This is a genomic window from Micromonospora peucetia, from assembly GCF_900091625.1.
Lineage (GTDB): Bacteria > Actinomycetota > Actinomycetes > Mycobacteriales > Micromonosporaceae > Micromonospora > Micromonospora peucetia.
This window is the reverse complement of record NZ_FMIC01000002.1, coordinates 6,319,664-6,343,468: the sequence shown is the minus strand read 5'-3', so window position 1 is coordinate 6,343,468 and position 23,805 is coordinate 6,319,664. Positions and strand designations below refer to the sequence as shown.

The following is a 23,805-nucleotide window of genomic DNA, read 5'->3' as shown; positions in this document are numbered from 1 at the left end:
CCCCTTCCGTCGACCGGCGGAAGGGGCCCACCGCGCGTGACACGCCGGCGGTCAGGCCCGTCGGGCCACCACCGTCCGGCTCAGGCCCGTCGGGCCACCACCGCCCCGTTGGCACCCGGGGCGTCGAACGGCACCGTGTGTACGTCGACGAAGCCGGCGTCGGCGAGCCAGGCCGCGTATTCGGCGCCGGAGTAGTTCTTGCCGCCCTCGGTTTCGACCAGCATGTTCATACCCATCAGGGCGGCCTCCGGCGGGCCGGTGCGCTCGTCGTTGAGCAGCAGTTCGCAGATGACGATCGCCCCGCCGGCCGGCAGCGCCGCGTGGCACTTGGCCAGCAACGCCCGGTTCGTCGGCTCGTCCCAGTCGTGCAGGATCATGCTGAGCAGGATGACGTCGTGCCCGTCCGGCAGTCCCGGGTCGGCCAGGAAGTCGCCGCCGACCGTGCCGATCCGCCCGCTCAGGCCTGCCTCCGCGATCCGCTCCTCGGCGCGGACGCACACGTGCGGCAGGTCGAGGATGGTCGCCCGCAGGTCGGGCAGGCGGCGGCAGAACTCGATCGGGAACGCTCCGGCCCCGCCACCGACGTCGAGCAGCCGGGTGTGCGCGCCGAAGTCGTACGCGTCGGCCAGCGCGCGGGCGGTGAAGCTGGAGGTGGAGTACATGGCGTCCCAGAACTCCAGCAGCATCTGCGGGTCGGTGGTGTCGAACATCGACTGCTGGGCCTGCGGGTCCCAGGTGAGGGGCCGGTCGGTGCGCAGGGCCTCACCGATGCGGTGCCAGGGCAGATAGGTGCGCAGGTCGGAGTAGCGGATCTGCGCGCCGAAGTAGTAGGGACGGCCCTCGACCAGGAACTGCTCGGCGAGTTCGGAGTTGCGGTAACCGTCGCCGGCCTTCTCGAGCAGGCCGAGGGACGCACTCGCGGCCAACAGCAGGTCCGCCGGGCGTTCGGCCAGCCCGAACTCGGTGGCGACCTCGTCGACCGTGAGGGTCCGCCCGTTCGCGAGCCGGGTGAACAGGCCGAGTTCGACGCCGACCGCGAGGGTCTTGAATCCCCAGACGCCGGCCACCAGACGCATCAAAGGTGTGGGATTGATCATGACATATGGGACCACACACCCGGCTGTCCGTCCATCATGGACCCTACCGTTCGATCCGACCCGTGGCATGTCCGCGATGCCTGATGTCGCCGAACGGCGTAGCCGGTCCCAGATCCGACAGCCGCGGCGGTGAACGGTGGCTACGGTGGCCGTCACCCGTCGCCGCCGCATCCCCCGGGAGTCATCGATGCCTGATTCTCTGCTCCGACCACGCGCGCGGGTGACTGCCGCGCTGGCCGCCACGCTTCTCCTGCTGTCGGCCGCCCTCGGTCCGGCGGCAGCCGGCCACGCGGCGGCAACGGCCACCGGCAGCGTGAGGACGACGGTCCAGGACGCCGGCACCGGTCAGCCGGCCCGGGCCTGCGTGAGTCTCGTCCCGCTGGACCGCGAACGGCTGACCAGGGTGTACATCGGCGAGAGTCAGCTCGGCAGGTTCGGCGGCTGCACCGACGAGCAGGGCAGGATCGAGGTGACCGGGGTGGAACCGGGACGCTACCGGCTCTTCGCCCAGCCCTACGAGACCGAGCGGTACGGGCGGCAGTGGGTCGGCGGGCACGGCGGCACCGGGCAGCGGCACCGGGCGTGGGTGGTCCTGGTCGGCGCTGGCGCCACCAGCACCGCCCCCCGGATCCGGCTCGATCCGCCCGGCCGGATCTCCGGCAGGGTCACCGACGCGGTGACCGGGCTGCCGGTCGCGGGCGCGCACGTCGCCGTGGTGCCGTTCGTGCCGCATCCGAAGTACACCCCGGACACCCCGATCAGCGACGACACCGGCCGCTACACCGTCACCGGGCTGGGGCCGTACGACTGGGCACTGCGCTTCTCCGGCCCGCGGATCGCGGCGCAGTGGTCCGGTGGCGTCGGCGGCGCCCTGCTGGCCCGGACGGTCCGGGTGCGCCCCGGCGGCACCGCCACGCTCGACCAGGCTCTCCGCCCCCCGACCACCGTGCGTGGATCGATCCGGGTGGACGAGCCGGCGGCCTACGGCACTGTCGTCGCCTTCGACGCCGTCACCGCAGAGGTCACCGGCGCGGTGGACGTCGGCACGTCGTACGACCTTCCGATGCTCCCCGGACAGTTGGTCAGGCTGCGGTGTGACTGCTCCTTCGGCCCTGGCCGCTGGTATCCGGCCGGCAGCGGGTTCACCGACGGCCTCCCGGTGTGGGTGGGCCGGGCGCCGGTCACCGCCGACTTCGACCTGACCGCCGGCGCCGACGGCTGACGGTCGCCGGGCCCGTCCCGCACGCGGGATCGGTCGCCCCGAACGCCCTGCCTGACCAGGAGCATGTCCCTGGCGGGCAGGGCGCTTCGGCGTTGGCGCTGGTGCGGGATCTCGCCGGGGCCGGATCGTGCCCTTGCGCTGGCGGGGTGTGGCCAGGTATACATTCATCGACCTGAATAGTAAAGTTTGTTAAGTGTTGGAGGTGGGCGAGTTGCGGAAGCAGTTGAGCAAGCTCCTCGTCGGCGGTGCGGTCGGTCTGTTGGCTGCGGCGACGGCGCTGACCGTGGCCCCCGCCGCGCACTCCGCCGTCAGCGCCGACGAGGCGTGCCGGCCGGACGGGCTGTATCGGACGCCGGGCACGGCGGTGCCGTACTGCACCGTCTACGACACCAACGGCCGGGAGAAGCTGGGCACCGACCACTCCCGCCGCATCATCGGCTACTTCACCAGCTGGCGCACCGGACGCAACGGATCCCCGGCGTACCTGGCCAACCAGATCCCCTGGGACAAGATCACCCACATCAACTACGCCTTCGCCCACGTCGACGCGGGCAACAAGATCTCGGTCGGCAACCCGGGAGCGGCGGACAACCCGGCCACCAACATGACGTGGCCGGGCGTCGCCGGCGCCGAGATGGACCCGGCGTACGCCTACACCGGACACTTCAACCTGCTCAACAAGTACAAGAAGCAGAACCCGAACGTGCGTACGCTGATCAGCGTCGGCGGGTGGGCCGAGACCGGCGGCTTCTTCGACGACAACGGCGACCGGGTCGACGCGGGTGGCTTCTACCGGATGACCACCAGCGGCGCGAACACGGTCAACACCGCAGGGATCAACACCTTCGCCGACTCCGTGGTCGCCTTCCTGCGCACCTACGGCTTCGACGGGGTGGACATCGACTACGAGTACCCCACCTCCAACAACAAGGCCGGCAACCCCCTCGACTTCGCGCAGGCGGACGCCAAGCGGGCCGGGCTGAACGCCTCCTACCAGGTGCTGATGAAGACGCTGCGGGAGAAGCTCGACGCGGCTGCCGCCACCGACAGCAAGCACTACCTGCTCACGGTGGCCGCACCCGCCTCAGGGTGGCTGCTGCGGGGCATGGAGTCCCACCAGGCGTTGCAGTACCTCGACTACGTCAACATCATGTCGTACGACCTGCACGGCTCCTGGAACCACCACGTCGGTCCGAACGCCGCCCTCTACGACAACGGCGACGACGCCGAGCTGGTCGCCGGCGGCGTCTACGGCGCCTACAGCAACATCGGCTACCTCAACACCGACTGGGCCTACCACTACTTCCGCGCCGCGTTACCCAGCGGGCGGGTCAACATCGGCGTGCCCTACTACACCCGCGGCTGGCAGGGCGTCACCGGCGGCACCAACGGGCTGTGGGGCCGGGCCGCCCTGCCGGACCAGACCAAGTGCCCACCGGGCACCGGCTCCTCGGTCGGCTCCACCACCCCCTGCGGAAACGGTGCGGTCGGCATCGACAACCTCTGGCACGACCTGGACAACGCCGGCAGGGAGGTGCCCGCCGGGGCGAACCCGATGTGGCACGCCAAGAACCTGGAACGCGGCATCACCCCGGACTACCTGTCCGCGTACGGGCTGACCCCGGCCACCGACCCGGCCGACCGGATCAGCGGCAGCTACGCCCGTAACTACTCCGCCGCGCTGGTCGCGCCCTGGCTGTGGAACGCGCAGAAGAACGTCTTCCTCTCCACCGAGGACGAGCAGTCCCTCGGCGCCAAGGCGGACTACGTGGTCAACAAGGGCCTCGGCGGCGTGATGATCTGGGAACTCGCCGGTGACTACGCGTACGACCAGGCCAAGGGCCAGTACGGGATGGGCGAGACCCTGACCACCCTGCTCTACGACAGGTTCCGGGCGGCGCCCGCGTACGGGGCCCGCAGGGCTGCCATCACCCTGCCGACCCAGACCATCGACGTGACCGCCACAGTCGGGGGCTTCGCCCTCGGCGACAACAACTACCCGATCAACCCGGAACTGCGGCTGACCAACAACACCGGCAGCCCGATCCCGGCCGGGGCGCAGCTGGAGTTCGACTACCCGACCACCACACCGACCCTCACCCAGCAGTCCGGCTGGGCCCTGACCGTCGTGTCCACGGGTCACACGGGCAGCAACGTGGGCGGGCTCAGGGGTGACTACCACCGGGTCCGGCTCACCGTCCCGGCAGCCATCGCCCCCGGCGCGTACGCGGAGGTGACTCTCAACTACCAGCTGCCGATCGCGGGACCGGCCAACTACACCCTCACCTTCGGTGGGCAGACGTACTCGCTGACCAGCGACCACGCCCGTGGGGCGGTGCCGGTCAACCCGACGCCCACCCCGAGCGGTTCCACCCCCGGCGGAACCTGCACCGCGCCGGCCTGGTCGGCCGGGACCGCCTACTCCGGTGGGGCGAGGGTGTCCCATGCCGGGCGCACCTGGAGTGCGAAGTGGTGGACCCAGGGGGAAACCCCGGGCAGCGCCGCCGTCTGGGCCGACGAGGGGCCCTGCGCCGCCTCGCCGTCTCCGACCACCTCGCCGACGGCGAGTCCCACCACGTCTCCGACGGCCAGCCCGACCCCGACCGGCGGGACCTGCACGGCGCCGGCCTGGTCGGCGGGTACCGCCTATGCCGGCGGCACGGTGGTCTCGCACAACGGCCACCGGTGGACCGCGAAGTGGTGGACCCAGGGTGACGTGCCGGGAGCCAACACCCAGAGCGTCTGGACCGACAACGGTCCCTGCTGAGCCCATGGGCGGGGTCGCCGGTCGACCGGCGACCCCGCTTGACCATGCGCCGGTCCGCACGTCATTTCGGTCGGCGCCGGCGCCACCAGCACCGCCCCCGGACCCGGCTCGATCCGCCCGGCCGGATCTCCGGCAGGGTCACCGACGCGGTGACCGGGCTGCCGTTCAGCCGATCACCAGCAGCGGTTGAACGTCCACCGTGGATAACGGTTTCGTATCGGCGCCGATTCGCCGCATCGTGTCGCGATATCCATCTGGCGGCATCGCGCGCCGCGATGCGGGGGAGCAAGCTGTGCGTCACGGAGGTCGGCGATGCATGACGGCATCAAGAGCGCGTCAGGTGACCAGGCCATGGACCTGGTACCTGGTCTGTGGCGCGCGCGACCACCCCTGAGCCGGACGTTGGTCACCGCGCTGGCGGGAGCGATGGCCCTCGTCATGGCGGTGACCGTGGTGGGGGAGTTGCCGCCGCCGCTCGAATCCCCCGTGGCGGGCTGGGACGTGGCGGCCGACGGGGCCCGGGGCAGCGACGGCGGCGCCGCACCACGGCAGCGGTGGGATGGCGCGTCGGACACCCGCGAGGCTTCGCGCCAGCAGGCGAACCGGAAGATCCCCGCCTCCCAGCGGTCGCGCCATCCGCAGCACTCGCTGCCGCAGCAGCCGACCGTCCCGCCCAACAAGGCCTCCGTGCAGCAGCCACCGGCGAAACAGGGCCGTGGCTACCAGCCGAGCACCAGCCAGGAGTTGGCGCAGGAGCGCGACGCCCGCCGGCAGGTCTACGCCAACGCCGACGGCACCCAGACCACCGTGTTCTCCACCGCACCGGTCAACTACCCGGCCCCCGGCGGCGGCTGGGCGCCGATCGACCCGAAGCTGACCGCCGACGCCAATTCCGGCTGGCGAAACAAGGCAGACGCGATGCAGGTCCGGCTCGCCGCGCGGGCCGACGCCCCGGCCGTGGCCCGCTTCGCCCTCGCCGACGGCAAGGCCGTGTCGTACGGGCTGGCCGGTGCCGCGCCGGTGCCCGGTCGGGCCGACGGTGCGCTGGTCACCTACCGTGGCGTGCTGCCCGGCGTGGACCTCGAACTGGAGTCACGCCCCGGGGCCCTGAAGGAGACGCTGGTGCTGCGCTCCGCGGATGCGCCGCGGGTGTACGATTTCCCGCTGCGCCTCGAAGGGCTCACCGCGACGCTGCACGACGGCGCGGTGCGGCTGTCCGACGCTTCCGGGACGGTGCGGGCCGTCATCCCGCCGGGCTACGTCATCGACTCCGCGCCCGTTCCGGTGACCTCGACGGCTGTCAGCTACCAACTGCTCACCGTCGGCGGTAAGCCGACCCTGCGGGTGTCCGCGGACGACGGGTGGCTGCGCGACCCGGCCCGGGTCTACCCGGTGCGTCTGGACCCGACGGTCGCGCTGCCGGTCGCGGAGGGTGCCGCCGACTCGGCCATGTACGTGCACGGCGCCGGCTCCGCCTCGGGCAGCAGCGAACTGCGGGTCGGCACGGTGGACGGCGCCAACGCCGCTTCGTACGTCAGGTTCGGTGGCCTGGTGGACCGGCTGCGCTACCACACCATCTACGGCGCGCAGTTGCAGGTGGTCAACTACGACGCCGACTCCTGCCGGGCGCGGGAGGTGACCGTGCACCCGGTGACGGCCTCGTGGTCGGCCGGCACCGGCTACTCCTATCCCGGCCCGGCGGTCGGTGCGGCGCTGGCCAGCAAGTCGTTCGCGCACGGCTTCGTCGCGTTCGGCGAGGGATCCTCGGCCTGCCCCGCCGCGGCCGAGGCGTTCGATCTGGGGGGCGCCGGGGGCGGCCTGGTGCAACGGTGGGTCAACGGGGAACAGCCGAACCACGGCCTGTCGCTGCGCGCCTCCGCCGATCCGCTCAGCGGCAAGCGGTTCACCGGCCCCGCGACGGCCAACCCGCCGAGGTTGTACGTGACGCACAGCCCGTACAACGCTTCCTACGAGATCCCGAAGCCGGTGCCCAACCCGCCGGTGTTGCAGAACCAGGACGGCAAGGTCGCCGTGACGGTGACCAACCGCAGTGCCGAGGCATGGGCGGCGGGTGCCTACTATCTGGCCTACCGGGCCTACAACTCGCGGACCGGCGCGGCGGTAACCCAGCAGCGTGCGGCCAACCTGGCCGCCCCGGTGGCCCGTGGCGCCAAGGTCACCCTGGACGCGACAATCAAGGCCCTGCCACCGGGCCGGTACTTCCTCGACTTCACCATGGTGCGCACCGGCGGCGCCGTCTTCACCGACCATCAGGTGCCGCCCGGCCGGATCGTGCTCGAGGTCATCGACATCGCGCCGGTGGTGCAGGAGCTCTACCCGCCGAACGGCTACGCCGCGCCCACCCTGGCCCCGCAGCTGTGGGCCCGCGCGGTGGACATCGACGCGCCCCCGGGACTGTCGCTGTCCTACAAGTTCGAGGTGTGCGAGCGGACGGAGTCCGGCGGCACCACCGGGTGCTTCGACTCCGGCTTCCAGGCCAGGACCGCCTGGGCCGTGCCGGCCGGCCGGCTGCACTGGAGCAAGACCTACCAGTGGCGGGTGATCGTCAAGGACGCCGGCAACGAGGTCTCGTCACCGAGCTCGGTACTGCGCACCGCCGTGCCGCAGCCGGAGATCACCTCGCGGATCGCGGGTGCGACGACGGCGGCGGGTAACCGCGAGTTCGATGCCCAGACCGGCAACGTGTCCACCAGTGCGGTGGACGCCACAGTCACCACGGTCGGCCCTCAGCTGAACCTGGCCCGCACCTACAACAGCCTCGACCCACGGCGTGACGGCGCGTTCGGTGCCGGCTGGTCGACCCACTACGACATGCGTGTCGTCGCCGACGCGGACGGCTCCGGCAACGTGCTGGTCACCTACCCGGACGGGCAGCAGGTGCGCTTCGGCAGGAACCCCGACGGCACCTTCGCCGCCCCGTCGGGCCGCACCGCGTCGCTGATCTGGAGCGGCACCACCTGGACACTGGTCGACAAGTCGAGGATGACGTACCAGTTCTCCGCCGCCGGCCGGCTCACGAAGATCACCGACGCGGCCCTGCGGTCGATCGTGCTCACCTACAACGCCGCCGACGGGAAGCTGGCCCGGGCGCGGGTCTCCAACAGCCAGACCAACACCGCCGGCCGGTCGCTGACCTTCACCTGGTCCGGGGCGCACGTCAGCAGCGTCGCCGCGGACGCGGTCAACGGCACCGCGCCCACGTGGACCTACACCTACAGCGGTGACCTGCTCACCTCGGTCTGCGCCCCCGGCAACGCCTGCACCCGGTACGCCTACGCGGCCGGCTCGCACTACCGCACCGGAGTGCTCGACGCCAAGCCCGAGTCGTACTGGCGGCTGGGCGAGCCGCAGGGCACCGCCGCCGGCAGCGAGGTCGCCGTCAACCTGGGCAAGGACGCCGGCACCCACACGGGCGTGACCCTCGGCGTGGCGGGCGCGCTGACCGGCACCGCCAACACCGCGGCCACCTTCAACGGCACCTCCTCGGCCGTCGACCTGCCCAAGGGGGCGGTGAAGAAGGCCCGCGACGGCGCGGTCGAGCTGTGGTTCAAGTCCAGCACCACCGGCAGTGGTGGCCCGCTGCTCGGCTATCAGGACAAGGCCCTCAGCGCCACCTCCACCACCGGGGTGCCGGTGCTGTACGTGGGCACCGACGGCCTGCTCCGCGGTCAGTTCGGTGGCCCCGCGATCGCGCCGCTGACCTCCACCGTCGCCGTCAACGACGGACGCTGGCACCACGTGGTGCTGTCGGCGATGGGCGGCGTGCAGACGCTCTATCTCGACGGCGCCAAGATGGCCGAGCGCGCCGGCACCACGATCGAGCACTCGCTGCTCACCTTCAACCAGCTCGGCGCGGCGTACGCGACGACGCCGGCGTCCTGGCCCGGCTGGGGCACCACGGCACGCCGGTACTTCACCGGTGCGATCGACGAGGTGGCCGTCTACTCCCACCCGTTGGGCCAGGCGGCGGTCACCGCGCACTTCCAGTACGCCACCGGCACCAACCAGTTGACCGCGGTGACCCTGCCGAGCGGCAAGACCGCGGCGCAGTTCACGTACGACACCGCGACCGGCCGGGTCACGAAGCACACCGACCGGCACGGCGGCGCGTGGAACATCGGCGCGCCCCTGGTGTACGGCGGCGACACCGACCTGCGCCGCAGCGTGCAGGTGCTGGACCCGGGCAACCGGCCGCACCTGTACGAGTACGACGCGATCAGCGGCCAGTTGCTGCGCTCCGGCACCCCACTCGGGCTGGAAACACGCGAGGAGGACCGGCCCGGCTCGCCCACCCCGCCACCACCACCGCCACCGACCGAGGTGTGCTCCACCCCCGACCCGGGCGACCCGTCCTTCTGCACCGTCATCCCGGGTGACGCGGGCGGACCGGTGTTCGTGCGGCACCCGCTGGACGGGATGGCGATCCGCACGTTCGAGTACGACGACCGCGGCAACCAGACCGTGGTCACGAACGAGAACGGCGACGCCGTGCGGATGGGCCACGACAAGCGCGGCAACGTCATCTCCAAGCAGACCTGCCGCACCGCCGGCGTCTGCCACACCACCTACACGACCTATCCGGCGACGGTGACCGACCAGTTCGACCCGCGTAACGACCTGCCGACCGAGTCGCGGGACGGGCGTTCGGCCAGCGCCACCGACAGCACCTACCGGACCAGCTACACCCACACCTCGTTCGGGGAGCTGGCGACCCAGGTCAACCCGGACGGCAGCACCGTCAGGCACACCTGGACCACCGGTGGCGAGGCGGCGTACGGCGGTGGCACCGTGCCGGCCGGGCTGCTGCTGACCACGACCGACGCGCGGGCCAAGATCACCCGCTACGCCTACTACCAGAACGGCGACCTCTACCGGGTCACGAAGCCGTCCGGGTTGGTCACCACCCACACCTACGACGCGCTCGGCCGGATGCTCACCGCCACGGAGACCTCCGACGCCTACCCGGCGGGCGTGGTCACCAGCCACACCTACGACGCGCTGTCGCGGGTGGTCGGCACCACCGAGCCGGCCACCACCGACGCCGTCACCGGCCAGGCGCACCAGAAGCGCTCCGGGACCACCTACGACGTGGACGGCAACGTGTCCCGCGTCGAGGTCGACGACGTGCGCGGCGACGATCCGACCCGCACCAGCACCTGGGAGTACGACCAGTCCAACCGGCCGACCAGGATCACGGACGCGGAGGGCAACGAGACCGTCAAGAACTACGACCGGTTCGGCAACGAGACCTCCGTCGTGGACGCGAACGGTAACCGGTACGACTACGCCTACACCGCGCGCAACGCGCTGGCCGAGGTCCGGTTGCGGGCGTACGCCGGCGACGAGGGCCCCACCACCGGCGACTACCTGGTGCTGCACACCTACGCGTACGACCACGCCGGCCGGATGGCCAGCGACACCGACGCGATGGGTCGGCGGCTGGAATACCAGTACTACGGCGACGACCAGTTGCACCGCCTCGTACTGAAGAACTTCCGCAAACCCGACGGCGGTACGCGTGACTACGTGGTGGAGGAGAACACATACGACGGCGCGGGCAACCGCACCCGGCAGGTCGCGGCCAACGGCACCTCGGTCACCCAGCAGACGTACACCAGGACCAGCGCCGTCGCCAGCATCGTGGTCAACCCCGGCGGCGCCGCGCTGACCACGTCGTACACGTACGACGCGATGGGCAACGTCACCCGGGTGACACACACCGGCCGGGGGTCCAACGTGCCGTGGACCCTCTCCACCACCCCGGAGCAGGTCGACTACGCCTACGACGACAGCGGCAACCCGATCCGTCAGACGGCCGTCGCCGGCACGGTCAACCGGGTCACCACCAGCACCTACGACCAGCGTGGAATGCTGACCGCCGCCACCGACCCGCTCGGGCGGACGATCCGCTATGACCACGACGAGCTGGGCCGCCGGATCAGGGTGACCGCCCCGTCGGTCGCCGCCGAGGAGAACGGCGGCACGCCGAGCAACGTCACGCCGACCACCGTCACCGGCTACAACACCTTCGACGAGACCGCGCACACGGCCGACGCCCGGGGCAACGTCACCAGCTTCGCCTACAACCGAGTGGGCCGCCCGGTCGGCAGGACCGCCCCGACGTACTCGCCACCCGCCGGGTTGAGCCCGTTGAAGCCCACCACGACGGCCCGCTACGACGCCGCCGGCAACGTCGTCGAGACCGTCGACGCCCGGGGCAGCGCCACCCGCTACCAGTACGACCAGTTGGGGCGGCTGGTCAGCCGGGACGCGCCGAGCGGAGCCACGGACCGGGCGGTGACCCGGTACACCTACACCCGTACCGGTCAGTTGCTGTCGATGACCGGTCCCACCGGCAACCGGTCGGAGGCCACCTACGACGACCTCGACCGGCAGGTGACCGCGACGGTGCTGGAGCGGTACCCGACCGCCCGCGCGCTCACCACGAACTACCGCTACGACGACGGTGGCAACGTCACGTCGGTCGTGTCACCCAGCGGCGCCACCACCTCCAACGTGTACGACGCGCTCGGTCAGCTCACCCGGGTGGTCGATCCCGCCGGGGTGGCCACCAGCTACGGCTACGACTACGCCGGCCGGCAGGTGCGCGTGAGCGACGGGCTGGGCCGTACCGAGCGGATCGACTACGACCAGCTCGGGTCGATCATCGCCGAGTCGGACGTGGCGCCGGACGGTTCGCTCCTGCGCAGCCAGACCTACGGCTATGACGCCGCCGGCAACCTGACCTCGGCGGTCAGCCCCGCTGGCGCGACCACCAGCTACGAGTACGACGCGCTCGGGCGCCTGGCCCGGCAGGTGGAGCCGGCCACCGCCAGCACCTCGATCAGCACCAGCTTCGGCTACGACGTGGCCGGCAACCCCACCCGCTACACCGACGGGCGGGGCAACCGCACCATCTCCACGTACAACAGCTGGGGGCTGTTGGAGTCGCAGATCGAGCCGGCGACCACCGCCCACCCCAACGCGACCGACCGCACCTGGACGGTGGCGTACAACATCGCCGGGCAGCCGACCAGGCTCACCTCGCCCGGCGCGGTGACCCGGATCCGCAGCTACGACACGGCGGGCCGGCTGACCAGCGAGACCGGCACCGGTGCCGGCACCCCGGAGCGTGCCCTCGGTTACGACCTGGCCGGCCGGCTGGTCCGGGCCACCGCGCTGGTCGGCACCGACACGTACAGCTGGGACGACCGGGGGAACCTGCTCGGCTCCGCCGGCCGGGCCGGCACCGCCAGCTTCAGCTACGACGCCGACAGCCAGCTGGTCAGCCGGATCGACGGCTCCGGAACCTCCGCCTACACCTACACGAAGCAGCGACTGACCGCGGCCCGCGACGGTGTCACCGGTGTCACCCAGCGTTACACCTACGACGCCGCCGGGCAGCCGACCAGCATCGACTACGGCTCCGGCCGCACCCGCGCCTTCACCTACGATAACCTGGCGCGGGTCACCACCGACGTCACCCGCAACCAGGCCGGGCAGTCGGTCAGCTCGGTCAGCTACGCCTACGACGTCGACGACAAGCTGGTCGGCAAGACAACGACCGGAACGGCCGGGGCGGGCAAGAACACCTACGCCTACGACCTGGCCGGGCGGCTGACCTCGTGGACCGGCCCGCAGGGCACCGTCGCGTACGCCTGGGACGCCTCCGGCAACCGGATCCGGGCCGGCGCGAAGACGGCCAGCTACGACGAGCGCAACCGCCTGCTGTCCGATTCGGACTACACCTACACCTACACCGCGCGGGGCACGCTCGCCTCGCGGACCAGCTCCGGACTGACCGAGAAGTACGCCTTCGACGCGTTCGACCGGCTCACCGCCGCCGGCAGCGTGACGTACGCGTACGACGCGCTGAACCGGGTGGCGGCCCGTGGCGGCTCCTCGTTCGGTTACGCGGGCATGACGGACGACGTCGTCACCGACGGCGCTGGCCGCTACTCGCGGGGGCCGACCGGTGAGGTCCTCGGTGTCGGCCAGGGCACCGAGCAGTTGCTGGCGCTCACCGACGGGCACGGCGACGTGGTGGCCGGCATCGACCCCGCCGACAGCACGCTGGGCAAGCTGGCCGACTCGAAGGCCTACGACCCGTTCGGCAAGGTCGTCGCCACCGAGGGCGACCCGGGTGACCTGGGCTTCCAGGGTGACTGGACGGACCCGACCACCGGTCAGGTCGACATGGGCGCGCGTTGGTACGAGCCCGGCACCGGCGCGTTCGTCTCCCGCGACCCGGTCAACTACAGCACCGGCGACGCGATCCTGGCCAACCGGTACACCTACGCGGCGGGCGACCCGCTGGCACACATCGACCCGGACGGGTACTGGCCCTCGTGCAGCTGGTGCAAATCCGTGGTCAACAAGGTCAAGAAGGTGGCCTCCACGGTCTGGTCCGGGGCGAAGCGTCTGGGCTCCAGGGCCTGGTCCGTGGTGCGGACGGGGGCCTCCGCCGTCGTGTCCGGCATCAGGTCAGTGACCAGCTGGGTCGGCTCGGTGATCCGGAGCGCGGCCGTCACGATCTCCAACGGCGCCAGGTGGCTCTACAACAAGGCCCGAACGGCGGTGAACTGGATCAGCAAGAAGATCAGAACCACGACCGTCTGGATCGCCAGCAAGGTCTCCCGTGTGATCAAGACGGTGAAGGGCGGCGTCGCGGCGGCGGCGACTTGGGCGAGAAAGAAAGCCGAGCAGGCGCAGGCGGCGTTCCGTGTGGCACAGCAGCGGATCACCCAGCGGGCGCGTGAGGTCATCGAGCAGGTGGTGCGGTACAACCCGATTCCGACCCTGGCCGCCGTGCTGAAGCCGGTCGTGTCGACCATCAGGACGGTGGTGTCGGTCGCGGTACACATTCCGGCCGCAGTGGTGGCCACCGTGCGGGACGTGGTGGCCGACACGGTCCAGGCGGCCGAGATCATCTATCAGGCGGCCGTCGAGGCGGCCGGCACGGTCGTCGAGGCGGTCTCCACGGCGACCGAGGCGGTGGTGGACTTCGCCGAGGCTGCGGCGCCGTACGTGCAAGACGCACTGAACGTCGTCGCCGACGCCGTCGGTGTCACCGACCTGGTCGACTGCGTGACCAAGGGTGACCTCGAGGCGTGTGCCTGGACCGCGGCGACCGTCGCCGGCTTCGCCCTCGGTGGCGTCGGCGGCGGCGCGGTGCGCGCGGCGCGCGCGGCGCGACTGGTCGCCCAGCACGGCGACGAGGTCGCCGGCGCCCTCCGCGGCGGAACACGGCTGCCGACCACGCGGCGGGTGGACGACGCCGCCGACGTCGCCTCCTGCGCCACCGGCAACAGTTTCACCGGCGACACGCTGGTCCGCATGGCGGACGGCTCGACCAAGCCGATCAGCAAGGTCGACGTGGGGGAGAAGGTGCTCTCCACCGATCCCACCACCGGTCGCGCCGGCGCCTTCGCGGTCACCGCCGTCATCGTCGGCGAGGGGCGCAAGGAACTGGTCGAGGTCGAGGTGGACACCGACGGTGTGCGCGGTTCGGCGACCGCCACGGTCACCGCCACCGAGGGTCACCCGTTCTGGTCGACCGAGCGGAACACCTGGGTCGAAGCCGGCGACCTGGCCGCCGGCGAGGAGTTGCGGACCTCCGCCGGGGGCACCGGGACCGTGCTGGCCACCCGCGAACGGACCGAGCGGAAGCGGGTCTACAACCTCACCGTCGACACGACGCACACGTTCTACGTGCTCGCCGGCGCGCTGGACCTGCTGGTGCACAACACCGACGCCGGATGCCCGGTCCACGGTCCCTCCATCCTGCCCGAATCGACAACCGGCACCCGGCCCCCGGGCAGGTGCAACTGCGGCGACTCGAAGCTGGACAACAACCTCCCCGAGGTGGGGCGAGGTCCCAACGGCGCCGGCTATCACCGCGGTGACGACCGCATGGAGGACCTGAAGAAGGTGTTCGAGGAGCGGAAGAGTCGGGCGGACCTACCCAACAGCGTCCTCGGTGAGGCCGAGAACCTTCTCGAGACCGCTGCCGATCTGTGGCTCCCGCCCGGCTTCTGAGGCCCCGGCGCCATACGTACCAATCACCTACATGCCATGACGAAAAGGGAAATGACGTGTTGACCGAAGGCACATACAGACGGCGGCCGGTCCGGCTGCTGACGGTGCTGGTGCTGTTGGTGGCGGCGTTGGGTGTGGCCGTCTCGCGCCCGTCGCCGGTCGCCGCGGACGCGGCCGGGCTGGGCGGCGACTACGTGCCTCTGCCCAGCGGCGCCGCGCTGCTCGACACCCGTACCGGCACCGGCGGGCGCACCGGCGTGGTCGGGGCCGGCGGCGTGGTGACGTTCCCGGTCCTGGGCGTCGGCGGCATCCCCTCCTCCGGGGTCAGCGGGGTCCTCGTCCGGCTGGTGCCCGTGGACGGGTCCGCCGCCACCGTTCTGCTGGCGTATCCCGACGGCACCACCCCGAACGGGGTCTCGATGCTCAACCCCTCCCAGGGTGAGCAGGTTTCCAACACCATGGTCGTCCGCCCGGGCGGCAACGGCCGGATCGCCGTGCGCAACGAGTTCGGCAGCACCCACGTCATCGTCACCGCGCAGGGCTACTTCCGCTCCAGCCCGGGCAGCGGCGGTGGCTTCGTTCCGGTGTCGCAGAACAAGCTGATCGACACCCAGCTCGGCCTGGGGACGACCAAGGCGAAGATCCCCGCGTTCGGCACCCGTACGGTGACGATGACCGGCGGCGTGATCCCGGCGACCGCGACCGCCGTGCTGGCCAACGTGGTCGCTGTCGACGTGACCGCGCAGGGCTGGCTCGGGGTGATGCCGGGCGGCGGCGCCGCGCCGGCGCACTCGGCGCTGAACTTCGAGGAGAGCGGGCACCACTCGCACACGGTGTCGCTGCCGCTCTCCTCGGCCGGCCAGGTCACGTTCACCAACAGGAGTGGTGGCGCCATCGACCTGATCGTCGCCCCGTACGGATACCTCACCGGCACCACCGGCAGCGGGGCCGGTTTCCGGCACCTCGCGGCGACCCGGCTCTACGACAGCGGAAGCCTGATCGCCAACGGCGGCGTGGTCGACGTGCAGGTGACCGGCAAGCTCGGCATGCCGACCCGCGGGGTGGCCGGCGTGGTACTCAACGTGACCGTCGCCGACCCGTCCGCCACCGGCGGCGTCAGGGTGTGGCCGACCGGTGGCGTCGAGCCCAACGTCGGTCAGGTGCACGCACGCAGGCCGATCACCGCGGCCGGCCTGGTGATCGTTCGGCCCGGCACCAACGGTCACGTCCGGCTCAAGAACACCCTGGGCGGGTCCGCCCGGCTCATCGTGGACATCCAGGGATACTTCACCGACCCGATCCCGGTGGCTCCGGTGGAGCCGTACGCGGCGTCGGTGGGCGTGCAGGCCGGCCCGGTGGCGGGTGCGTCGCTGGGCATGGTGGAGTACGCGTACACGGACAACATCGGCCGGGTGCTGATCGGGCACCAGACCGATGTCGACAACTTCGGTTCGGTGCAGTGGACCGTGGTGTCGGGCAACGAGGCGTTCTCGGGCCGGCCTTCGCTGGGCGTGTCGGATAACGGCCGGGTGCAGGTGGCGGCCCGTTACTCGGATTCGGACGTGTGGGCGCGTACGCAGACCGCGGTGGGTTCGGCGACGTGGGCCGCCTGGTCGGACTTCGGTGGCTCGATGGCCGCGGCTCCGGCGGTGACCCGGCTGCCGTCCGGGACGATGGCCGTGTTCGCCGTGGACGTCGACGGCAAGCTGTGGGTCTACCAGCAGACCGGCACCATCCCGGGCTGGCGGGCTCTGGTCGACCGGAACTTCGCCGGCACCCCGGTCGTGGCGCAGACCCGCACCGGTGTGCGGCTGTTCCTTCGTACCTCGTCCGGCACGGTGGAAACGGCCGAGTACGTCGAGGGCACCCTGTCCGCCTGGACGAACCTGGGTGGCACCGGCACCAGCCTGCCGTCGGTGGTGGTGTCCCCGGGGTATCGGATGCGGGTGTTCGTGCAGTCCCTCGACGGGACGATCGCGACGAAGTACCAGGACGCGGCAGGGACGTTCCCGGCGGCCTGGACGACGCTGGGGTCGTACGTGTCGGCGGGTGCGCCGGCGGCGGTCCTGGATCCGGTGCTGGGTCGTACGGCGGTGGTCACCCGTAGCCCGTCGGGCGAGGTGATGCTGTCGTGGGAGACGGCACAGGGTTCGGGAGTGTTCGGCGGATGGTCCACGGCGATTCCGGATCTGTTCGAGTCGGCGGCGACGGATCCGACGATCGTTCCGGTGACCAACAGTGCGGGGCAGACGTGGTTGATCCTGTTCCGCAACGCGAACAACGCGAGCCGGATCTACGAGCGGCAGCCGGTGGCGGGCCTCGCCGTGGCCAGCCGTAACTCGACCGCAGCGGCGGACCAGACCGGGGCCGCCGCCCCCACCTCGGCCGCGCGCGGCGCCTTCGCCGCGCACACCCTCCCCGCCCCACCGGCCTGACACCACCCGGGTGGGCGCGGCCAGATCCGCGCCCACCCGACACCGACACACCGGTAACGCCACTGCTCGACATTGATCAGCTGACCGTCGACCGGATCGTCGCTCCCTTGGGGAACCGGCGGTGACCACATCGCCGGAATGATCGAAAGGATCGCTATGAATCGGTCACGATGGCGTGCCCGGCTGGCCGCCGCGCAGGTCGCGGCGCTGGCAGCGACGCTGCTTGCGATGGCCCAGCCGGCACCCGCGCGGGCTGCCGACACCGTGAGCTGCGTCGCCCAGACGTCGGTCTTCGGCGCGGACGCCGGCGGCACGATCTATCGCTACCCCCTCAACGCGCCCGGCAGCGCGAACTCCACCTGGTCGGCTCCCGTCTCCGGCGGTACGGGCTGGCAGGCCTTCGGCCGGGTCATCGGCGGCCCGGGTGGCCGGCTCTACGGCATCAACGCCAACGGCCTGTACCGCTACCGCTGGACCAGCAGTGGCTGGGAGACGACCAACGGCGTCGGCGGTCAGCGGATCAGCACCAGCTTCACCCAGTACGCCACCGCCGGGTTCCGGAACAAGATCACCGTCGACGAGCGGGGCGACTTCTACCTCGTCGACGGCGAGGGAAGGCTGCGCGTCTACCGGTACGACGAGGCTGCGGGCAAGTGGCTCTTCTCGGGCCGGCTGCTCGACACCGGCTGGGGTCGTTTCGACCTTGTCGTCGCCGCCGGCCCGGGTGTGCTGTACGCCCGGGACGCCACCGACGGCCGGCTGTTCCGCTACCGCTACGAGCCGGACAGCCAGCGTTGGCTCGAGTACCACGAGGCCCTCGGCACCGGCTGGAACGCCTTCAGCAGGGGCATCTTCTCGGCCGGCGGCGACACTCTGTTCGGCATCGACAACAGCGGGATCCTGTCGCAGTACCGCTTCCGCGAGGACACCCGCACCTGGGCGATCCTGCGACGGACGGTCGGCAGCGGTTGGAACGTCTTCAGCAACGTGGTCGCCATCACCGACGCCTGCAGGCTCACCGCGTCGCACGTGCCGGCCCGACCGCCGGTACCGGTGGCCCAGCACGCGCCCGCAGCCGTGACGCAGGCCACCTCCAACAACATCGAGCTCGCCCACTCCGACAACATCGGCCGGCTGCTGCACGGGCGGATGAATCCGGACAACTTCAGCTCGCTGCAGCTCACCGCGGTCTCTGGCAGCGAGGGGTTCAGCGGGGTGCCGGCACTGTCCGAGACCACGCAGAACCTGGTGCGGATCACGGCTCGCAACATCAACAGCGATGTCTGGACCCGTACCCAGTCCGCCGCCGGCAGCCCCGGCTGGAGCGGCTGGGCCGACCTGGGCGGCCGGATGGCGTCCGCACCCGCCACCGTGCGCCTGTCCAACCAACGTGAGGCAATGTTCGCGGTGGACGCGGGCGGTGCCCTGTGGGCCCGCTGGCAGGACCCGGTGCACCCGGACCTGCTGGCCTGGCGCAAGCTCGGCGGCAGCAACCTGACCGGTACCCCGGTGGCGGTGCCGCTGGCCGACGCGAGCGCCCTGGTCGTCGTCGCGGACAGCGCCGGGACGTTGCGAGCGGCACGGTACGCGGGCGGAACGCTGCAGGCGTGGCAGAGCCTCGGCGGCAGCGGCTTCACCGGGACCCCGGCCGTGGTGCTGCTGCCCGGCTACCGGCTGCGGATCTTCGCCCGCAACGGCGCAGGCCGGATCGTGGCCACGGAACGTCGTGTCGACGGCACCTTCACCGGGACGTGGACGCCGGTCGGCGGCTCCGCCGTCGTTCCTGCGGGTGTGCCGAGCGCGCTGTTGAGCCCGGTCACCGGCCGGATCGGGGTCTACGTGCGCGGTACCGACGGCTACATCCACTACGCCGCCGAGACGGCGCAGGGCAGCGGCACCTGGGGAAACTGGATTCCGGCCCAGGACGCGTTCGAGACCTACGCCACCGACCCGACCGCGTTCAGCTTCGTCAACGCCAACGGTCCGAACGTGGCCTACCTCGCCCGTACCCCCGCCGGATCGCTGCGGTTGTACACCGTCCAGGAGCCGGCCTCCTGGACGGCCGGCGCGAACAGTGCCCGCCTGAGCAGCGGATCGGTCCCGAGTCCGGTCTTCCGTCGGCACGTACTTCCCCCACCGCCTCCCGTCTCCGACTGATCGAAGGCCGCGAAGGGGTCCGTGGGTTCGTAGCCCGCGGGCCCCTTTCGCGTCGTGCGAAGGCGTCGACCGGTGGCGTGCCGGTAGGTCGGCGAACGGTGACCGTGGCATCGACCCCGTGCGGTGAGCGGCATGTACGCACCGTGTACGTCGCCTGTACCCATGCCTGTCGATGGAGCGGTAACTTCTGTCCGCCGACCTGGCCGACACGGTCGTTCGGGTAGCTGTTGTCTGATGGGAGCAGGGACGATGCGTCCTGAACCGGGGGCGACCAACACTGTCGCGGCACGGCAGAACGAGCTGGCGGGAACGCGGATCGAGGAGGTGCTCGAGCGCATCCCCGGCGAGGTCGAGTGGGTGGATGTCGCCCTGCTGCGGGATGGTTTGTCTCCCCGGATCGACGGGATCGACGGCTCCCACGCGCGGCACCTGGCCAAGCTGGCGGAGGATCTGCCGCCCCTGGTGGTGCATCGGGCCACGATGCGCGTGATGGACGGGCTGCACCGGCTCGCCGCGGCCCGCAGCCGCGGTCAGCGGCAGGTGCCCGTGGTGTACTTCGAAGGCACCTCCGAGCAGGCCTTCGTCGTCGCGGTACGGCTCAACGCGATCCACGGCAAGGCGCTGCGCGCGAAGGACCGCGCGGCGGCGGTGCGGCGCATTCTCGCCACGCATCCGCACTGTTCGGACCGCTGGATCGCCTCGGTGTGCGGGGTCGCGCCGCGCACTGTCGCCGCGTTACGACAGGATTCGGCCGACGACAGCCCACGGCTCGACACCCGGATCGGCCGCGACGGCCGACGCCATCCGCTCTCCGCCCGGGAGGGACGCCGGATGGCCGAGCAGATCATGTGCGAGGAACCGGACGCCAGCCTGCGCGAGGTGGCTCGCCGCGCTGGCGTGTCCGTCGGCACCGCCCTGGACGTACGGCGGCGCCTGGGGACCGGGATCCCCGAGATGATCAGTCACACCAGCGGCGCGGCCCGGCCCGCGGCAGGGCAGTGGGCCGAGGAAGACGCCGGGCAACTGACCGTGCAGCGAATTCGCGAGCAGTTGGAGTGGTTGGCTCGGGAGCCGACCCTGCGCTACACCGATCGCGGCCGGGCGCTGCTCCGACTGGTGTCCGCCACGCTGGCCTTCCTCGAACAGTCCGGCCCGATGGTGGACGCGGCACCCGAGCACTGCCGGCGCTCGTTGGACGCGGTCGCACGCGCCTGCGCCGGCGGCTGGCTCGATCTCGCCGATCAGTTCGGCGACGACAAGGCGCCGTCGCGGATGGCCTGAGGGGCCGCCGGGTGTCTGACCTGCTGCATCGCGGCGTACTGCCCGCAGCCCGGAGAGGCCGACCGCGATCGCAGCCCCACAGTCGCTGCGGTTCGGCGGGCCGAGGGTGTCACCGGGCCGGGGGCTGGTTGGTCCTAAGGGTGCACAGGTCGAGGAGGAGGAGACGATGTGACGACCCAGGACCAGATCCGGGAGTTGTACGCCGCTGCGGCACCGCGTCTGGTGTCGCAGTTGTTCGCCATCACCGGTGACCACGCGGAAGCCCAGGATGTCGTGCAGGACGCCTTCGTGCGGGCACTCGCCCGGCCGGGCCGGTTCGGCGAGGTGGAGCATCCGGAGGCGTGGCTGCGTACGGTGGCCCTGAACATCGCCCGCAGCCGGTACCGCCGCAAGGCGGTCTTCGCCCGGCTGGCGCGCTCCGGCCGGCTCGATCCCGAGCGGGGGAGAAGCGCGGGCCTGTCGCCCGACCACGTCGCCCTCGTCGCCGCCCTCCAGCGGCTGCCGCGACCGGCCCGTGAGGCCGTGGTCCTCTACCACATCGCGGACCTTTCGGTCGTCGATGTGGCGGCGGCCCTGGGGTGTTCGGTGGAGGCGGTGAAGACCCGGCTGGTCCGGGCCCGCCGCGCTCTCGCCGCCGACCTCGACGACACCGCCCACCTGACGAGTGTCCTGCCAGCAACCGTGAACGAGGGAGGACGTCGCCATGCCTGATCTGGACTTCGCCGGGCTCGACCGGGCCGCCCAGGCGGCGTTCAAGCCCGACTTCGCCGCGGTGCAGCACCGGGCACGCCGTCGTCGGCGGACCCGTACGGCCGCCGTGTCGCTGACGGCGCTGGCGCTGGTCGCGGCAGCGGGGACCGTCGGCCTGCGCACCGGCGAGCCACCGGTGCCGGTGCCCGGCTCCGACGTGATCCCGACGCCGGCCTTCGTCCCGTCCCCGGGGCCCAGCGCGACCGCGTCTCCCAGCCCCCGCGTGGGGCGCAACGCCCACAGCGGTCCGCTGGTGGCGGGCGACCTCGACCACTTCTACCTGCGCTGGTACGACTGCCAGGGGGAGGACTGCGCGATGAAGGTGGGCGGCACCGCCGACCGGGGGGCGACCTGGCGCACCTTCCCCCTTCCGCTGCCGCGCAACGCGGGGTTCGTCTTGGCAGCGGCGGGACAGCGGACCCTTGTCGTCAATTACCAGTACGGCGACGGGAGGGCCGCCCCGACCCGTCAGGGCTGGCTCGCGAGCGTCGACGGCGGCGAGCAGTGGCGGGAGGTGACGCCCGGCACGGCTGCCCGGGTGCCCGAGGGATGGCGGGTGGTGAACCACTGGCTGGGGCCCCGGTTCGACGAGATCGTGGCGGCGGACCCGGTGACCGGTGACGTCGTGCTGGTGCCGCAGACCTCCGGGTTGAAGATGTCCGAGTTCACCGGTGACGTGCCGGCCGGGGCGGGCATCTGGGCGAGCGGGTACGAGGAGCAGCGGACGGTCTCCGGTGGCCGGCTCGTCGGTCAGGGCAGCGCGGTCGCGGTGAGCCGCGACGGAGGCCGCACCTGGGACCGGCACGTCTTCGCCGGGGCGCTCACCGCCGGCGACGACGTCGCGCTGGACATCGCGACGCGGGACGGGCGGACCGTCTACGCCGTCGGCCGCGTCGGCGCGGCACTGGTCGTGCACCGCAGCGCCGACGGAGGGCGGACCTGGCGGCGCACCGCCGGCACCGCGGTCGTGGGTGAGCGGTCGGTCCGGGCGTCCGTCCGACCCGACGGGGCCCTGGTCGTCCAGGCCGGTGTCGTCGCGGGCGACCGCCCGCTGATGTTCACCAGCCGCGACGAGGGGGAGAGCCTGTCCCCGGTGGCACCCGCGCCGGGCGCCGCGGCGGATCCCGTGCCCGGTACGAGCGGTTACGTGCAGAAGACCTGGCCGAACGCCTCCGGCCTGTGGTTTTCCGCCGACGGGGAGACCTGGACCTATGTGAGCGCACCCGACCTGCCCTGACAGCAGGGCTCCCCGTCGGGCGGCGACGACCGCCCGGCGGGGAGCGCCCGCGTACCGGCGGCGGTATGCATCCGGTTGGCGCGGTGGACGGGCGTCAGCCGGTGCCGCTGCCGTTCGTCGATGGCGCACAGGTGACGGCGGGGGTGGACGCGATCTCGGCGAGCGCGGTCCGGAGGATGTCGAGCAGCGGCCCTTCGGGGTGGTCGATCCAGTGCTGGATGGCGACGCGCAGGGTGGTCAGGAAGGTCGCTGCCAGGACCCGGGACCGCAGCGCCAGGTCGGGACCGGTCGACCGGTGGGCGATGTCGTCGGCCAGTTCGCGTTCGATGGTGGTGTAGGCCGCGATCTGGTGCGCGACGAGGCCGGGGTGCCCGCGTAGCTGCCGGCGGCGGACCAGCCAGGAGGGCGGGGCGTTGCCGTACGCCTCGACGGCGAGGCGTTCGGCGGCCCCGCTCAGCACGGCCCACGGCGGCGCGTCGGCCGGTTGCCGGCGGACCAGTTCCAGCAGTCGGACCAGCCGTACGGCGTCGCCGTGGAAGATCGCCTCCTCCTTGCTGGAGAAGTAGTTGGAGAACGTCCGGCGGGAGACGTTGGCGGCGTCGGCGATGGCCTCCACGGTGACGCGATCGAGCCCGTGTTCGGTGGCTAGGCGCAGCGCCGCCTCGTGCAGGGCGAGGCGGGTGGCTGCCTTCTTCCGCTCCCGCAGGCCGGTGGTCTCCTCCATGGCGACAGCCTACGGGTCGGTGACTCATTTCTCATCGCGCAAACTTGCACTCTGGGCAAGATCGGCAGATGCTTGC

At 71.7% G+C, this 23,805-nt stretch carries 10 protein-coding genes; 8 read left to right on the top strand and 2 right to left on the bottom strand.

The window, feature by feature from the left end:
* Positions 1 to 80 precede the first annotated feature (80 nt).
* A complete protein-coding gene (locus GA0070608_RS27765; protein WP_091631750.1) occupies positions 81 to 1,097 on the bottom strand; it encodes a methyltransferase in 1,017 nt (338 codons plus the stop codon).
* Positions 1,098 to 1,284: 187 nt separating this feature from the next.
* Here GA0070608_RS27765 and GA0070608_RS27760 point away from each other — a divergent pair, with 187 nt between their 5' ends.
* The 8 genes from GA0070608_RS27760 (at position 1,285) to GA0070608_RS27725 (ending at position 23,005) form a co-directional block, all read left to right on the top strand.
* Positions 1,285 to 2,319 carry an MSCRAMM family protein gene (locus tag GA0070608_RS27760; protein WP_091631747.1) on the top strand — a complete coding sequence of 345 codons (1,035 nt, stop codon included), beginning with the start codon at positions 1,285 to 1,287 and terminating at the stop codon, positions 2,317 to 2,319.
* Positions 2,320 to 2,512: 193 nt separating this feature from the next.
* Positions 2,513 to 5,086 carry a glycosyl hydrolase family 18 protein gene (locus tag GA0070608_RS27755; RefSeq protein ID WP_281186158.1) on the top strand — a complete coding sequence of 858 codons (2,574 nt, stop codon included), beginning with the start codon at positions 2,513 to 2,515 and terminating at the stop codon, positions 5,084 to 5,086.
* A gap of 312 nt (positions 5,087 to 5,398) precedes the next feature.
* A complete protein-coding gene (locus GA0070608_RS27750) occupies positions 5,399 to 15,145 on the top strand; it encodes an RHS repeat-associated core domain-containing protein (RefSeq protein ID WP_091631743.1) in 9,747 nt (3,248 codons plus the stop codon).
* Positions 15,146 to 15,204: 59 nt separating this feature from the next.
* Positions 15,205 to 17,580 (top strand): DUF8189 domain-containing protein, encoded by a 2,376-nt coding sequence (locus GA0070608_RS27745; RefSeq protein WP_141719561.1) that lies wholly within the window; start codon positions 15,205 to 15,207, stop codon positions 17,578 to 17,580.
* 156 nt (positions 17,581 to 17,736) lie between these two features.
* Positions 17,737 to 19,737: a tachylectin-related carbohydrate-binding protein gene (locus tag GA0070608_RS27740; protein ID WP_141719560.1), complete on the top strand. Its 2,001-nt coding sequence runs from the start codon at positions 17,737 to 17,739 to the stop codon at positions 19,735 to 19,737.
* A gap of 249 nt (positions 19,738 to 19,986) precedes the next feature.
* A complete protein-coding gene (locus GA0070608_RS27735) occupies positions 19,987 to 21,018 on the top strand; it encodes a ParB/RepB/Spo0J family partition protein (protein ID WP_176733866.1) in 1,032 nt (343 codons plus the stop codon).
* A gap of 168 nt (positions 21,019 to 21,186) precedes the next feature.
* The gene (locus GA0070608_RS27730) at positions 21,187 to 21,729 is read left to right on the top strand and encodes an RNA polymerase sigma factor (protein ID WP_091631728.1); all 543 of its coding nucleotides are present in this window, start codon (positions 21,187 to 21,189) and stop codon (positions 21,727 to 21,729) included.
* Positions 21,722 to 23,005: a hypothetical protein gene (locus GA0070608_RS27725; RefSeq protein ID WP_091631723.1), complete on the top strand. Its 1,284-nt coding sequence runs from the start codon at positions 21,722 to 21,724 to the stop codon at positions 23,003 to 23,005. Before GA0070608_RS27730 ends, GA0070608_RS27725 begins: the two co-directional genes overlap by 8 nt.
* A gap of 94 nt (positions 23,006 to 23,099) precedes the next feature.
* On the opposite strand, the gene GA0070608_RS27720 is transcribed toward GA0070608_RS27725, so the two are convergent.
* Positions 23,100 to 23,729 carry a TetR/AcrR family transcriptional regulator gene (locus GA0070608_RS27720; RefSeq protein ID WP_091631720.1) on the bottom strand — a complete coding sequence of 210 codons (630 nt, stop codon included), beginning with the start codon at positions 23,727 to 23,729 and terminating at the stop codon, positions 23,100 to 23,102.
* Between the last annotated feature and the right edge of the window lie 76 nt (positions 23,730 to 23,805).

What these genes read in the sequence shown, in the direction of transcription:
- GA0070608_RS27765 (WP_091631750.1), bottom strand. Translation starts at nt 1,097, where the DNA reads ATGATCAATCCCACACCTTTGATGCGTCTGGTGGCCGGCGTCTGGGGA.
- GA0070608_RS27760 (WP_091631747.1), top strand. Translation starts at nt 1,285, where the DNA reads ATGCCTGATTCTCTGCTCCGACCACGCGCGCGGGTGACTGCCGCGCTG.
- GA0070608_RS27750 (WP_091631743.1), top strand. Translation starts at nt 5,399, where the DNA reads ATGCATGACGGCATCAAGAGCGCGTCAGGTGACCAGGCCATGGACCTG.
- GA0070608_RS27740 (WP_141719560.1), top strand. Translation starts at nt 17,737, where the DNA reads ATGAATCGGTCACGATGGCGTGCCCGGCTGGCCGCCGCGCAGGTCGCG.
- GA0070608_RS27735 (WP_176733866.1), top strand. Translation starts at nt 19,987, where the DNA reads ATGCGTCCTGAACCGGGGGCGACCAACACTGTCGCGGCACGGCAGAAC.
- GA0070608_RS27725 (WP_091631723.1), top strand. Translation starts at nt 21,722, where the DNA reads ATGCCTGATCTGGACTTCGCCGGGCTCGACCGGGCCGCCCAGGCGGCG.
- GA0070608_RS27720 (WP_091631720.1), bottom strand. Translation starts at nt 23,729, where the DNA reads ATGGAGGAGACCACCGGCCTGCGGGAGCGGAAGAAGGCAGCCACCCGC.